The sequence below is a fragment of the Streptomyces sp. NPDC012935 genome (genome assembly GCF_042900345.1).
In the GTDB taxonomy this organism is placed as follows: domain Bacteria; phylum Actinomycetota; class Actinomycetes; order Streptomycetales; family Streptomycetaceae; genus Streptomyces.
Map to the genome: position 1 here is coordinate 64,951 of NZ_JBIBBC010000013.1, position 13,896 is coordinate 78,846.

Annotated in this window: 10 protein-coding genes; 6 read left to right on the forward strand and 4 right to left on the reverse strand. The window is 69.3% G+C overall.

The window, feature by feature from the left end; genetic code table 11:
• The first annotated feature begins 5 nt into the window (after window positions 1-5).
• Together ACFY5C_RS27915 and ACFY5C_RS27920 are read left to right on the forward strand one after the other, a co-directional pair.
• Entirely contained in the window at window positions 6-893 is an 888-nt protein-coding gene (locus ACFY5C_RS27915; RefSeq protein ID WP_389449198.1) for a slipin family protein, read from the forward strand.
• Window positions 894-1,169: 276 nt separating this feature from the next.
• On the forward strand, window positions 1,170-2,252 hold the full coding sequence (locus tag ACFY5C_RS27920; protein ID WP_389448771.1) for a S1 family peptidase: 1,083 nt from the start codon (window positions 1,170-1,172) through the stop codon (window positions 2,250-2,252).
• A gap of 307 nt (window positions 2,253-2,559) precedes the next feature.
• Here ACFY5C_RS27920 and ACFY5C_RS27925 read toward each other — a convergent pair whose 3' ends face one another.
• A complete protein-coding gene (locus tag ACFY5C_RS27925) occupies window positions 2,560-3,600 on the reverse strand; it encodes an ABC transporter permease (RefSeq protein WP_389448774.1) in 1,041 nt (346 codons plus the stop codon).
• Window positions 3,601-3,757: 157 nt separating this feature from the next.
• Between ACFY5C_RS27925 and ACFY5C_RS27930 the strand changes: the two genes are divergently transcribed.
• A complete protein-coding gene (locus ACFY5C_RS27930) occupies window positions 3,758-7,210 on the forward strand; it encodes a DNA polymerase III subunit alpha (protein WP_389448777.1) in 3,453 nt (1,150 codons plus the stop codon).
• Window positions 7,207-8,181: a hypothetical protein gene (locus ACFY5C_RS27935; protein ID WP_389448780.1), complete on the forward strand. Its 975-nt coding sequence runs from the start codon at window positions 7,207-7,209 to the stop codon at window positions 8,179-8,181. Before ACFY5C_RS27930 ends, ACFY5C_RS27935 begins: the two co-directional genes overlap by 4 nt.
• Window positions 8,182-8,198: 17 nt before the next feature.
• Here ACFY5C_RS27935 and ACFY5C_RS27940 read toward each other — a convergent pair whose 3' ends face one another.
• Complete coding sequence (locus ACFY5C_RS27940) at window positions 8,199-8,573, reverse strand: cupin domain-containing protein (protein ID WP_328884529.1); 375 nt, start codon at window positions 8,571-8,573, stop codon at window positions 8,199-8,201.
• Window positions 8,574-8,668: 95 nt separating this feature from the next.
• Here ACFY5C_RS27940 and ACFY5C_RS27945 point away from each other — a divergent pair, with 95 nt between their 5' ends.
• Entirely contained in the window at window positions 8,669-9,115 is a 447-nt protein-coding gene (locus tag ACFY5C_RS27945; protein WP_389448783.1) for a MarR family winged helix-turn-helix transcriptional regulator, read from the forward strand.
• Window positions 9,116-9,288: 173 nt separating this feature from the next.
• Window positions 9,289-10,158 (forward strand): esterase/lipase family protein, encoded by an 870-nt coding sequence (locus ACFY5C_RS27950; protein ID WP_389448785.1) that lies wholly within the window; start codon window positions 9,289-9,291, stop codon window positions 10,156-10,158.
• 88 nt (window positions 10,159-10,246) lie between these two features.
• Here ACFY5C_RS27950 and ACFY5C_RS27955 read toward each other — a convergent pair whose 3' ends face one another.
• On the reverse strand, window positions 10,247-11,299 hold the full coding sequence (locus tag ACFY5C_RS27955; RefSeq protein WP_389448788.1) for a lytic polysaccharide monooxygenase: 1,053 nt from the start codon (window positions 11,297-11,299) through the stop codon (window positions 10,247-10,249).
• Window positions 11,300-12,543: 1,244 nt separating this feature from the next.
• Window positions 12,544-12,945 (reverse strand): hypothetical protein, encoded by a 402-nt coding sequence (locus ACFY5C_RS27960; RefSeq protein WP_389448791.1) that lies wholly within the window; start codon window positions 12,943-12,945, stop codon window positions 12,544-12,546.
• Window positions 12,946-13,896: the final 951 nt, after the last annotated feature.

The following is a 13,896-nucleotide window of genomic DNA, read 5'->3' on the forward strand; positions in this document are numbered from 1 at the left end:
CGGTGATGGTCGAGGAGCTGGTGGCGGCGGGAGTGGCGCTCGCGTCCGCCGGTGTGGTCTATGTGGCGGCGGCCGCGCGGGTCGTCAAGCAGTACGAACGGGGCGTGGTCTTCCGCCTCGGGAAGCTCCGGCCCCAAGTGCGCGGACCCGGGTTCACGATGATCGTTCCGGGCGTCGACAAGCTGCGCAAGGTGAACATGCAGATCGTGACGATGCCCGTGCCCGCGCAGGAGGGCATCACGCGGGACAACGTCACCGTGCGGGTCGACGCCGTCGTCTACTTCAAGGTGACTTCGCCGGCCGAGGCGGTCGTCCGGGTGGAGGACTACCGGTTCGCGGTCTCGCAGATGGCGCAGACGTCACTGCGGTCGATCATCGGCAAGAGCGAACTGGACGATCTGCTGTCCAACCGCGAAAAGCTCAACCAGGGGCTGGAGTTGATGATCGACAGTCCGGCGGTCGAGTGGGGCGTGACGATCGACCGGGTGGACATCAAGGACGTGTCGCTGCCCGAGACCATGAAGCGGTCGATGGCCCGGCAGGCGGAGGCCGACCGGGAACGGCGGGCGCGGGTGATCAACGCCGACGCGGAACTTCAGGCCTCCAAGAAGCTGGCGGAGGCGGCACACCAGATGGCCGATGCGCCGGCGGCCCTTCAGCTTCGGCTGCTGCAGACGGTGATGGCGGTGGCGGCCGAGAAGAACTCCACGTTGGTTCTTCCGATTCCGGTGGAGTTGTTGCGATTTCTGGAGAAGGGGACGCAGGTGTCCGCGGAGGCCGCCGGTGCGCAGCGGGCGCCGTCCGTCGGGCCGCGGGCCGTGCAGGAGGAACTTCCGCCTCTCGAGCCACGCTTGGACTCGGACTCCGAAGGGTCGATTTCGAGACAGGAGTAGACCTTACGCGCTGCGTATGGTTCCCTCGCGTGCAGTGTTTGCTGTGCGAATAGGCCCCGCGTGACTGTGCACGGTCAAGGTGGCGGGGGCGTGCAACCGTGTTCTACGCGCGTCCTGAAGTCGACCTTGTGCGCTCCCTGTGAGCCTAGGAATAGTGAGCGTTGTTCAACCGGCACGGGCGTGGCTTTTGTTGTGAGTCGCCTCCGTAGCCGTACGCCTTCCGGTTCGTGAGGTCCCCACAACCTCTCGGGCCGACCCCCCACAGGAGGACGTAAGTTGAAGCACCGACGCATACCCAAGCGGCGTGCAGCCGTGGCAGGTGCGGGCATCGCCGCACTGGTCGCCGCGGGAGTGACCTTGCAGAGTGCGAACGCGAGTGAGTCGCCTGACGCGTCCGCGCCGAAGACCCTTTCGGTCGGCGCGGCCGGAAAGCTCGCATCGACGCTCGCCAAGGACCTCGGCGCCGACGCCGCCGGTACCTACTACGATGCGCAGACCAAGAACCTTGTCGTGAACGTCCTCGACGAGGTCGCCGCCACCGCCGTCGAGGCCGCCGGCGCCAAGGCCAGAGTCGTCGAGAACTCGCTCGCCGAGCTGAAGAGCGCCCGTACGACGCTCAAGCAGGACGCGACCATCCCCGGCACCGCCTGGGTGACGGACCCGGCGACCAACAAGGTCATCGTCACCGCCGACCGCACGGTCTCCAAGGCCGAGTGGGCCAAGCTCGGCAAGGTTGCCGACGGGCTGGGTGCCACGGTCGAACTCAAGCGGTCGAAGGGGGAGTTCAAGCCCTTCATCGCCGGTGGAGACGCCATCACCGACGGCAGCGGCCGTTGCTCGCTCGGCTTCAACGTCGTCAAGGGCGGCGAACCGTTCTTCCTGACCGCCGGGCACTGCACCGAGGGCATCACGAACTGGTCGGACTCCGAGGGCAACGCGCTCGGCACCAACGAGACGTCCAGCTTCCCGGACAACGACTACGGGCTGGTGAAGTACACCGGCGAGGTCGACCACCCGAGCGAGGTCAACCTCTACAACGGCTCCACGCAGGCCATCAGTGGTGCCGCCGAGGCCACCGTCGGCATGGAGGTCACCCGGAGCGGGTCGACCACCCAGGTGCACGACGGCAAGGTCACCGGGCTGGACGCCACCGTGAACTACGGCAACGGTGACGTCGTCAACGGGCTGATCCAGACCGACGTCTGCGCCGAGCCCGGTGACAGTGGCGGCTCGCTGTTCTCCGGCGACAAGGCGATCGGCCTCACCTCCGGGGGCAGCGGTGACTGCACCGCCGGTGGGGAGACGTTCTTCCAGCCGGTGACCGAGGCGCTGTCGGCCACGGGTACCGAGATCGGCTGACGGTTCGTCGCTTTTGTGGAGTCCCGTCCCTCTTGTGGGGGCGGGGCTCTTCGTCGTGTGGTGCGTCTTGCCTCCGGCGGTTGGGGCGGGGTGCCTGCGGCGGCCCGTCCCTGTCCGGTGGGGGTGCGCGTAGCGCCTGCGAGTGTGGGGTGGGTCGGGGCCGCGCCGGGGGGGTGTCCGTCCTCGGTCGGGCGGTCGCCGGGCCTTGAGAGGTTCTGTTTGTTGACGCCCGCCGCTGCGGGCGGACACCCCCCGGCACGGCCCCTTGTCGCCGTACGCGGGTGCGGGTGCGTTCGCCCCTATGTTTCTACGGCGTTTTGGTGCCGCCTGTTCGTAGTTTCGCCGCCAAGAGTGTGATCGCTGCTCCTGCTGCTGCCCATGCCGAGAGGACCAGTAGGGAGGCGGTCGTGTCGTTGCCCTTGAAGTAGGCGATCGAGCGGGTGGCCCAGGTGCCTGCGCCCGGGGGCAGGGCCGGGCCGATGTCTTTCCAGAACGGTGGGAGCAGTTGGTGTGGGAGGGCGCCGCCCGCGCTCGGATTGCCCAGGATCACCACGATCAGGATCGCCAGGCCGATACCGGCCATGCCGAAGACTGCCTGGAAGGCGAGGGTGGCCGCGCCCACCGCGAAGGTGATCAGGGCGCCGACGCCCCAGAGGGCGGCGAGGCTGCCCGGTAGCGCGCCCAGGACGGGGCCGATGATCAGGGCGCCGCCCAGGCCGCAGACGATCGCCACGAGGGCCATGGCGATGAGGCGGATCGCCGAGCGTCTCGGGGTGGGGCGGCCGGCGCCCGAGCTGATCGTCATGATCGACGCGCAGAGGTAGCCGCCCACGCACCAGCCGACGGTCGCGTAGAAGGCCGTGAGCCCGTTGGCGTCGTGCCGGTCGGCCGGGGCCACGTCGATGGTGCGCAGGGTGCGTGCCTCGGATCTCTCCAGGGTGGCGACCAGGGACTCCAGGGTGGCGGCCAGCACCCTTCCGCCTCCGGTGGCGACCAGGAGGGTGTCGGTGGTGCTGCTCGAGTCGATCAGCAGGGCGCCGTCGATCTCGCGGTTCAGGATCTGCTTCCTGGCCGTCGCCGCATCGGCCACCGCGCGCGGGTCCAGGGGGTCGCCGGGCAGGTTTTCCAGCCGGTCCACCGTCTGCTGGGCGGCGACCCCGGGTGCCACGACCCCCAGCGGCACGTTCTTGGGTTTCGGGTCGTGGAGCGCGCCCACGTAGGAGGCGATGAAGAGCAGAGCGAGGCCGACGACGCCGGTCACGAGCAGCGTGGCCCGCGGGGTGACGGCGTCCTTCACTTCGGTGAGGAAGGGGCCGCGGGAGGTGTCGGCGCCCGGGGTCTGCGTCATGCCCCCCACAGTCCTGCTGGTCAGGCGTTTGTGCAGGTGGGAGGCGGCCGAACGGATGTCGCACGAGTGTTCGAGAAACGGTCCGGAAATGGTCTATGGTGGGGGTGGGAGAGTTGGGAACTGATGTTCGAGCGGCTCATGAGTGCGGGAGGTGCGTGTGCCAGGTTTCACGCATCTGCACACCGTCTCCGGGTTCTCCCTGAGGTACGGGGCCTCGCACCCGGAGCGGCTGGCCGAGCGTGCCTCCGAGCGGGGCATGGACGCCCTGGCTCTCACTGATCGCGACACGCTCGGGGGTGCTGTTCGATTCGCCAAGGCCTGTGCGAAGGCGGGCGTGCGGCCGTTGTTCGGCGTGGAGCTGGCCGTGGCGGACTTCGGGCTCTCGGAGGCGGGTGAGTCCGCGGGCCGGCGGCGGCGGGCTCCGGTGCGGGGTGGCGCCTTTGTCGACGACTCGACGCCCCGCGTCACCTTTCTTGCCCGGGACGGGGCCCGCGGGTGGGGTGATCTGTGCCGGATCGTATCGGCTGCGCATGGTGGGGAGGGGCCGCCGATGCTGCCCCGGGGGGACAACCGGGGGGACGGTCTGATCGTTCTGCTCGGGTCCGACTCCGATGTCGGCCGTGCGCTCGCCGCCGGTCGTCCCGATCGGGCGGCCAGGCTGCTGGAGCCCTGGCGGGAGGTCTACGGCGACTCCTTGCGGCTGGAGGCCGTCTGGCACGGGCGCAAGGGCACCGGCCCGGGGTCGTTGCGGCTGGCCGCCCGGACCGTCGGCTTCGCCGCCGAGCAGCGGGTGCGGCCTGTGCTGAGCAATGCCGTCCGGTACGCGGATTCCGGGCTGGGGCCGGTCGCCGATGTGCTGGACGCCGCGCGGCGGCTCGTGCCCATCGACTCCACCAAGGAGCTGGACTCCGGCGAGGCCTGGCTCAAAGGTGCGGGGGAGATGGCGAAGGTCGCCGAGCGGATCGTCGAGGCCGCGGGCTTCCGGCGCGATACCGCGCACCGGCTGCTGGAGCAGACCCGGGCGACCGCTTCCGAGTGTCTCGTCGATCCCGAGGACGACCTCGGGATCGGCAGCGTCCACTTTCCCGAGCCGTATCTCGTCGGCGCCGGGCAGCGCACCGCCCAGCGGGCGCTTGCCTCGCGGGCGGTGGCGGGCATGGTGCAGCGCGGCCTTGACGGGCGGCGGGCGTACTGGGAGCGGATGCACCAGGAGCTGGACATCATCGCCCACCACGGGTTCGCTTCTTATTTTTTGACGGTCGCCCAAGTCGTCGATGACATACGGAAGATGGGGATCCGGGTGGCCGCGCGGGGCTCCGGTGCGGGGTCGCTCGTCAATCATCTGCTCGGCATCGCGCACGCCGATCCCGTGGAGCACGGGCTGTTGATGGAGCGCTTCCTGTCCAAGCGCCGGCTGGTGCTGCCCGACATTGACATCGACGTGGAGTCCGCGCGTCGGCTGGAGGTCTACCGCGCGATCATCGACCGGTTCGGGACCGAGCGGGTCGCCACTGTGTCGATGCCGGAGACCTATCGGGTGCGGCACGCGATCCGGGACGTGGGTGCCGCCCTGTCCATGGACCCCGCCGACATCGACCGTATCGCCAAGTCCTTCCCGCACATCCGGGCGCGCGATGCCCGGGCGGCGCTGGAGGAACTGCCCGAGCTCAGGCAGCTGGCGGGGGAGCGGGACAGGTACGGCAGGTTGTGGGAACTGGTGGAGGGGCTGGACGCCCTTCCGCGCGGCATCGCCATGCATCCGTGCGGGGTGCTTCTGTCCGACGCCTCCTTGCTCTCCCGTACGCCCGTCATGCCGACCAGCGGCGAGGGCTTCCCCATGTCGCAGTTCGACAAGGAGGACGTCGAGGACCTCGGGCTGCTCAAGCTCGACGTGCTGGGCGTGCGGATGCAGTCGGCGATGGCGCACGCGGTCGCGGAGGTGAAGCGGGTCACGGGGGAGGGGGTCGATCTGGACGCGCTCGACTTCGAGCGGGGGGACGGCGATCCGGCGACGTATCGGCTGATCCGGTCCACCGAGACGCTGGGCTGCTTCCAGATCGAGTCGCCGGGCCAGCGGGACCTGGTCGGGCGGCTTCAGCCGGCCACCTTCCACGATCTTGTCGTCGACATCTCGCTCTTCCGGCCCGGGCCGGTCGCCGCCGACATGGTGCGGCCGTTCATCGAGGCACGGCACGGGCGGGCGCCCATCCGCTATCCGCACCCGGATCTGGAGGAGCCGCTGCGGGAGACGTACGGGGTCGTCGTCTTCCATGAGCAGATCATCGACATCGTGCACATCATGACCGGATGCGGGCGGGACGAGGCGGACCGGGTGCGGCGCGGACTGTCCGATCCGGAGTCGCAGGGGCGGATCCGGGTGTGGTTCGCGCAGCACGCGGCGGCCAAGGGGTACGACGCGGAGACCATCCGGCGGACCTGGGAGATCGTCGAGGCCTTCGGGTCGTACGGCTTCTGCAAGGCGCACGCCGTCGCCTTCGCCGTGCCGACCTATCAGTCGGCCTGGCTGAAGACCCATCACCCCGCCGCTTTCTATGCGGGGCTGCTCACCCATGACCCCGGGATGTATCCGAAGCGGCTGCTGCTGGCGGACGCGCGGCGGCGGGGTGTGCCGATCCTGCCGTTGGACGTGAATGTGTCGGGGGTCGCACACAGGATCGAACTGGTGTCTGAATTTGAGAAGGGTGGGGGGACTTGGGGACTACGGCTCGCGCTCTCCGATGTGCATGGCATCAGCGAGGCCGAGGCGGCACGGATCGCGCAGGGACAGCCGTATGCCTCGCTGCTCGACTTCTGGGAGCGGGGGCGGCCGAGCCGACCGCTCGCTCAACGGCTCGCACAGGTCGGCGCGTTGGACGCCTTCGGGGCCAACCGGCGTGATCTGCAACTGCATCTGACCGAGCTGCACCGGGGCGCCCGGGGTGGCGGCGGGGGACAGCTCCCGCTGGCCGGCGGGCGGAAGACGGCCGCGGCGGGACTGCCCGACCTCAGCTCGTCGGAGCGGCTCAGCGCCGAACTGGGTGTGCTGTCGATGGACGCCTCGCGCAATCTGATGGACGACCACCGGGCGTTCCTCGACGAGCTGGGCGTCGTCTCGGCGCGGCGGCTGCGCGATGCCCGGCACGGCGAGACGGTGCTGGTCGCGGGCGCCAAGGCGGCCACCCAGACGCCGCCGATCCGGTCCGGCAAGCGGGTCATCTTCAGCACGCTGGACGACGGGACCGGGCTGGTGGACCTCGCCTTCTTCGACGACTCGCACGATGCCTGCGCCCACACCGTCTTCCACTCCTGGCTGCTGCTGGTGCGCGGGGTGGTGCAGCGGCGCGGTCCGCGCAGTCTGAGCGTGGTGGGCTCCGCCGCCTGGAACCTCGCCGAGCTGGTCGAACTGCGTGCCGAGGGCGGCCTGGACGTGGTGGCGGCGCGGCTCGCGGAGCCCATGGCGGAGGGGGACGGAGACGATCCGACGCACGGCCGGCGAATCCAGATGCCGACCGGATACGAAATGCACCCGTGGGCCGATCTGCGACCGGCGGGTCAAGAGCCTTCACAGGTACGGAAGTTGTGGCATCAGAGTCCGGGGAGTGCGGGATGACCATCCTCTGCGTACGTTTCCAGCTGCCGCCGGCGGGCGAGGCGGCCCTGCCCGGGCTGCTCGGACTGCTGGAGGACTTCACGCCGGTCGTCCAGGCGCTGCCACCGGACGGAGCACTGGCCGATCTGCGCGGCGCCGAGCGGTACTTCGGGCGCGACGCGGTCGAACTGGCGTCGGTGATCCGGGTGCGTGCCCTCGCCCACCACGGGGTCGACTGTGTGATCGGCGCCGGGCCCGGCCCGATGCTGGCCCGCGTGGCGCTGCGGGACGCCAGGCCCGGGGTGACGTGTGCGGTTCCCGAGGAGCCGGACGCCATCGCGGAGTTCCTCGCCGACAAGCCCGTCGCCGCGCTGCCCGGCGTCGGCGCCGCGATCGCCCGCACCCTGTGCGAGTACGGCCTCGACACCCTCGGCCTGGTCGCCGCCGCACCGCTGTCCACGCTGCAGCGCCTGATCGGTGCGAAGGCCGGCCGCGAGCTGCGCGAGAAGGCGAACGGAATCGACCGGGGCCGGGTGGTGCCGAACGCCGTGTCGCGCTCGCTGGCCACCGAACGTCCCTTCACCCGCGACGAACTGGACCCCGACCGGCACCGCCGCGCCCTGCTCTCGGCCGCCGAGGAACTGGGCTCCCGGCTGCGCGCCGTGGACAAGGTCTGCCGCACCCTGACCCTCACCGTCCGCTACGCCGACCGCTCGTCGACGACCCGCAGCCGTACCTTGAAGGAGCCCACGGCCCACTCGCCGTCGCTGACCAGGGCGGCGTACGACATGTACGAGGCTCTCGGTCTCCAGCGTGCCCGCGTCCGTGCCCTCGCCCTGCGCGCCGAGGGCCTCGACCCCGCCGAGCAGGCCTCCTACCAGCTCACCTTCGATCCGCTCGACGAGAAGGCCCGCCGCATCGAGGAGGTCGCGGACCGCGCGCGAGCGAAATTCGGGCCGCATGCGGTGATGCCGGGATCGCTGGCCGCCTGACCCCCCTCGTGTGGACGTCAGTTGGCCCAGGGCGGCGTGATGCGCGTACCGTCGGCCAGCTCCGCCGTCAGGCCGATGGACGTGGTGACCCAGGTGACGGCGGTCCGCTCGGTCGGGTTCTCGACGGTCAGGGTCGCACCGGGGTTGATGATCAGGGTGTCGCCCGCCGCGATCCGGTCCGTGCGGTCGTCGAGCGTGATCAGCAGCTCTCCGTCGAGCAGGTGGAGGATCTCCTCCCGGTTGACGGTGTGTGCGGGTGCCTTGGTCCCGGCCGGGATCTCGCCGCGCCAGGCGCACAGTTCCTTGCTGCCGCTGGCGGGCGTGGCGTACGAGACGAAACGGGCGCCGTGGATTTCGTGGGTGACGGCTTCGGACGCGCGGATCACGGGCATGGGTGCCTCCTGGGCCTAGATGGTCAAGCTGCTTGACTATATGTGCCCATGGTCAAGCGGCTTGACCAATATGTCAAGGGTGTTTCAATGCCTGCGTGCAGAACTCCGAAGCCATGGCCCTGTCCGCCGCCCTGCTCGCCGTCGCCGGTGAGCTCACGCAACGCATCAATGACGGCGTGGTGGCCCGGGGCTTCGAGGGGGTGCGGCCCGCGCACGGATTCGCGTTCGCGCGGCTCGCCCCGGACGGTGCGACGGCCACCGACCTCGCCGCGCACCTCGGCGTGACCAAGCAGGCGGCGAGTCAGCTCGTCGACGAGATCGTGCGCAAGGGGTACGCCGAGCGTCGGCCGCATCCCGATGACGCGCGCGCCCGGCTGGTCGTGCTGACCGAGCGGGGGTGGGCCTGCACGCGTGCGGCCGAGGAGGCGGCCGCTGATGCCGTCCGGGCGTGGGTGGGCGTGCTCGGCGAGAGTGAAACGCAGGCGCTGTTGCGGCAGTTGGTGCGCATCGCACCCCATGGCCCCATCAGGCCCACTTGGTGATGGTTCATCAGTGGATGTAACCGGCCACTGGTTATCACTGGAAGTTTTTACTGACGCGTAACTTCACACATCTACTACTCGCCCGTAACTTGACGGGTGAACAGCATCCTCGTGATCCGGATCACAGGGCGTAAGGCCGTCGCAACTCCCTTGAGCCGCAAGGAGATCACACGATGCTGCCCTGGAAACGAGTGCTCAGACCCCTGGCCGCGCTGCTGCTGACCGCCGCGGTCGCCGTCGTCCCCGCCACCACGGCCCAGGCGGCCGAAGCGGCGGCGACCACGCACAGTGGCTGGAACGACTACTCCTGCAAGCCCTCCGCCGCCCACCCCCACCCCGTCATCCTCGTGCATGGCACCTTCGCGAACTCCGTGGACAACTGGCTGGGCCTCGCGCCCTACCTGAAGAACCGCGGCTACTGCGTCTTCTCCCTCGACTACGGCCAGCTGCCCGGCGTGCCGTTCTTCCACGCCCTCGGACCCATCGACAAGTCGGCGGAACAACTGTCCGCCCATGTCGACAAGGTGCTCGCCGCCACCGGCGCCGCCGAGGCCGACCTCGTCGGCCACTCGCAGGGCGGCATGATGCCCCGCTACTACGTCAAATTCCTCGGCGGTGCGACCAAAGTGAACGCCCTCGTCGGCATCGCGCCCAACAACCACGGCACCACCCTCGGCGGGCTCGCCAACCTGCTGCCGTACTTCCCCGGCGCTGAGGACCTGCTCAGCACCGCCACTCCCGCCCTGGCCCAGCAGATGGCCGGATCCGCCTTCATGACCAAGCTCAACGAGGGCGGCGACACCGTTCCCGGCGTCCGCTACACGGTCATCGCCACCAAGTACGACGAGGTGGTCACGCCGTACCGGACTCAGTTCCTGAACGGCCCCGATGTCAACAACGTCCTGATCCAGGACCGGTGCGCGGTCGACCTGTCCGAGCACGCGCTCCTCGGGCTGACCGACCGGATCGCCTTCCACGAGGTGGTCAACGCACTCGACCCGGCCCGCGCCACGCCCACCACCTGTGCGTCCGTGATCGGCTGAGCACGCCGCCGCTGAGCACGCCGCCGGGGCCTGACCGGCCTGAGCCGCCGGTCAGGCCCCGGAGTTGTGGGGCGTTTCCTGCCGCGGGTCAGCGGCCGTGGCGAGCGCCGGCCGCGCGGCGGCGCACCGACGCGAACAGGACCGCCGAGCCGAGCGCGAGGGTCGCCGCGCCGCCCATCGCGAGATACGCCGTGCTGCTGTCCCCGCCGGTCTCGGCGAGGTTCTCGCCGGCACCGGCGGCCTTCGGCCGGTTGGCCGGCGCGGACTGCTCGTCCGCGGCCGCCGCGGCCGCCGCAGCCGGCTCCGCCGACGTACCGGCGTCCTGGTCACCGTGGCCGTTGTGCTCGACCGTCGACTTGTCGGCACCGTCCTCGATCTGCTCCTCGGAGGGCGCGGAGGCGCTCGGCGCGGGCGCGGCCTCGCCGCCGGTGTTGTCGCTGCCGCTGCCGCCCGAGGTGTCGGTGCTGCCGCCACCGTCCCCGCTGCCCGAACCGCCCCCGCTCGCGCCGCCGAAGGCGACGTCCGAGCAGGAGTAGAACGCCTCCGGGCTGTCCGAGCGCTGCCAGACCGCGTACAGCAGCTGCTTGCCGGAGCGCTGCGGCAGGGTGCCGGAGAAGGTGTAGAAGCCACCCGAGGCCGCCGGGTCGGTGGACGTCGCCACCGGGTTCGCCAGGTCCAGGTCGTCCCAGGCCAACGGCTTCGACGGGTCGTACCCCTGCTTCGTGATGTAGACCTTGAAGGTGCCCTTGTGCGGTGCGGTGACGCGGTACTTGAACGTGTACGACCCGCTGTTCACGCTCGTCGCCGGCCAGTCGGCGCGGGCCAGGTCGAGGCCCTTGAACGCCTCGCTGTTCGCACTGCACAGCTTGCCGTCCGGGATCAGCTCCTGGTGCCGGCCGTCCGCGTTGCCGATGCGTATGCCGTTCCAGTCGTAGAGGGCCTGCGTACCGCCCGCCGCGACCGCCGCCTTGCACGCGTCGGACTTCGGGCTCTCCGGGCCCTCCGCGTAACACTGCGAGACCCGGCTCACCGGGTCGCCCATCGAACCGTGCGCCGACGCGGGCGCGGTGGCAAGGGCGGTGAGGACGAGCGGGGTCAGGCCCAGGGCGGCGACGGTGGCGGCCTTGCGGCGTGCGGGCATGGGGGATCTCCTCGGAACCGGAACTGATGAGTGCCGGATCCAAGAAACCGTGAAAACGCCTGTCGCAGGGGGTTCGCGGCGATCTTTAGGGTGGCCTTAAGGTGCGGCTAACCGGCGGCTCAGGATGGGGGGTTGAAGCGCCCTGTCTCACCTGTGAGCGTGCTTCGGAGTCGTTCGCGGTCGTTCGCATCCGTCCGCCCTGAGACGCTGCGGTTGGCTCCCCGAATGGCTCCCGCCGGGACGCTGAAGGCACGGTGGCCGGCCACCGGTCATCACCGACAACATGCTGTACACCGTGCTCCGCCGCCGGGCGAACGGCGAGACCGTCGAGCAGATCCAGCCCGACCTGATCATCCCGACCGGCAAGCGTCACTGTCCTGTCCGCGCGGCCGGAACCACCGCTCAACTGAGGCCCGGCATTCGGGCTGCAGAGCGTTTCGTTCGCCAGGTTCTCCAAGAGTCGTCACCATGCGTCGAATCGCCCTGCTTCTGGACCGGTGCGTGCCGTCCGTGACCACATCACTGCCGTAGATGGCTGCGGTACCAGGCGGGGACGCGGGCGGCGCAAAGCGGTGCCCGTACGGAAGTCCGAGGCCGAAAAGAGCCCCTCCCTGGGCAGGGAAACACCAGGTCAACGGTGTAATGCGCTGCCCCTCGGCCGGATTCGAATCTGCGAGACCCGCTTTGGGAGTTCGATCAGGGCACGGCGCGGCGGAGTCACCGTAGGGGGCCAACGCGCCGGGTCGTGCATGGGTGTCCGCATCCGGTGCTACCGCTTCTTGCGGATCCTGCGCTTCTTCTCCTTGGCTTCCTTCTCCTTGCGCTGGGCCACGCCGTACGCAGACCACGGTCCCTGATGCACCGGGCACCGGGAGGTGCCGGTCACCAACTTCCGCTGGCACCGTCCCCCTGTCTTGGTCGGGGCGCCGCACTTCGCCACGTAGCTTCCCCTCTGGTCTCGTCACGCAGTACGTGAAGCTATGGGCACAGTGGCTCGGCTTCTGCCAGCGGGGAAGGCGCACGTCGGATCTGCCTGGTGCACGCTGGCGCACGTCGACGCCATGAGCTTGGGAAGCTGCGGACCTAGAGGACCCGTTGTAGGCGCTGACCTGGTCGGACGGCCGGTGAGCGGTACCGTCCGGCCTGGCCACATTCACCGTGATTCCCCGCTGGTCCCCGCACTATCTGGTGCGCTAGTGGTGCGCAGCCCTGCAATGTCCAGCGGATCGTGTTGGTGAGCCGCCTTACCACTTCCGCCACTTGTCCGTGAGCTGGTACCGGCCGAGGCTGTGGCGGGCGGTCAGGGCGACGACATCGACGCCGTGCTCGGTGAGCGACTCGTCGACGTAGTCGCACAGCTCTTCACGTTCGTCGGTTTCGAAGGCGCTGCCGTTGTAGGCGTCGTCCACCGCGTTGAGGGCCAGGACTACGCGCTCCACCACATCAAATACCTGTTCGTCGGGGGCTGCGCCAAGTCCAGGAAGCTCGCCCTCGAAGGCGTCGAGGACTACGTCGGTCGCCGTAAGCAGTTCCTCGGGAAACAGTGCTGCCATGCAGGCGCATTCGGGGTCCAGGGTGCCGACGGCAAGCTCCTCGGCTTCCTCAGCTATGCCGTGACGCCAGCTCGTAGTCGGTCTCTCAGCCATGGGCGGGACCGTACAGCTCCGGACTGACAGCGAAGGCTGAACACCCCCGGGGCGGTCAGCGGCTTCCGCACCATGCGCACGCTTTCCAACTGTGGTGGTGGTGTGGTGGGCTGTATACAGGGGCCTTCACCTGCGTTTATGGACGTCTGGCCACCAGGATGGGATCGGCTCCGGGTCTCGGCTGAACGCCGGTGAACGGGGCTGAATGAGACGGAAACTGAGACGGACGTCGAGCACAAGCCGTCCCGGTCAAGGTCCCACGGCATTGCGTGCAGACCTACTCGAAGCTAGGGCCTAGTGAGTCCCGCATGGCGGCGCGGAGATGCCGCAAGGCGGTGTCGTACGGGGTATGCAGCGCCCTCCACTCGGCGGAGTCGTCACCTACCTCGACGTTAGTCGTCGCGATCGCGACTCGCAGCGCTCTCAGGAGATCGTAGGCCTCGCGTGCGGCGTCATAGACGGTAGGTGGCGCTACGAGAAACAGTTCATACCTGGCCGCTATCACGCCCGTCGAGCGAAAAGCTTCCACCACTTCGCTACTCGGAACCGGCGGGGGGCGACTCAACGCGAGTGTTTGTAATGCGGTTTCAGCCTCAGTCAATGCAGTGAGGTATCTGACGTACGCAGTCCGCCGCAGCTCTGCGTGCCGCAGCCGTTGGTCTCGTTTCGTTCGCACTGCTTCTACGACCAGTGTTGAGCCAACGCCAAGCACGCCGCCGCTCAACGTGCTGATCAGGGTCAACCATCCCATGACCCCAAGCTATGAGGCCGAGACATCACGCGGTAGGGCGCGCACCCGGCGGGCTACTCACTTCCTAGTCCGTCTCGTGCGCCGGCAGAAGAGTCTCGACGACGCCCAGAGCTGGTACAACACCGCTTTAGGAGAGAGGCTGAGGTTTCTTGCCGGTGACCTGCGGCTTCCCTGGTTGGGGTGGCGGGCACTGATGCATC

What these genes read in the sequence shown, in the direction of transcription:
- ACFY5C_RS27935 (WP_389448780.1), top strand. Translation starts at nt 7,207, where the DNA reads ATGACCATCCTCTGCGTACGTTTCCAGCTGCCGCCGGCGGGCGAGGCG.
- ACFY5C_RS27955 (WP_389448788.1), bottom strand. Translation starts at nt 11,299, where the DNA reads ATGCCCGCACGCCGCAAGGCCGCCACCGTCGCCGCCCTGGGCCTGACC.
- ACFY5C_RS27960 (WP_389448791.1), bottom strand. Translation starts at nt 12,945, where the DNA reads ATGGCTGAGAGACCGACTACGAGCTGGCGTCACGGCATAGCTGAGGAA.
- ACFY5C_RS27950 (WP_389448785.1), top strand. Translation starts at nt 9,289, where the DNA reads ATGCTGCCCTGGAAACGAGTGCTCAGACCCCTGGCCGCGCTGCTGCTG.
- ACFY5C_RS27940 (WP_328884529.1), bottom strand. Translation starts at nt 8,573, where the DNA reads ATGCCCGTGATCCGCGCGTCCGAAGCCGTCACCCACGAAATCCACGGC.
- ACFY5C_RS27915 (WP_389449198.1), top strand. Translation starts at nt 6, where the DNA reads ATGGTCGAGGAGCTGGTGGCGGCGGGAGTGGCGCTCGCGTCCGCCGGT.
- ACFY5C_RS27925 (WP_389448774.1), bottom strand. Translation starts at nt 3,600, where the DNA reads ATGACGCAGACCCCGGGCGCCGACACCTCCCGCGGCCCCTTCCTCACC.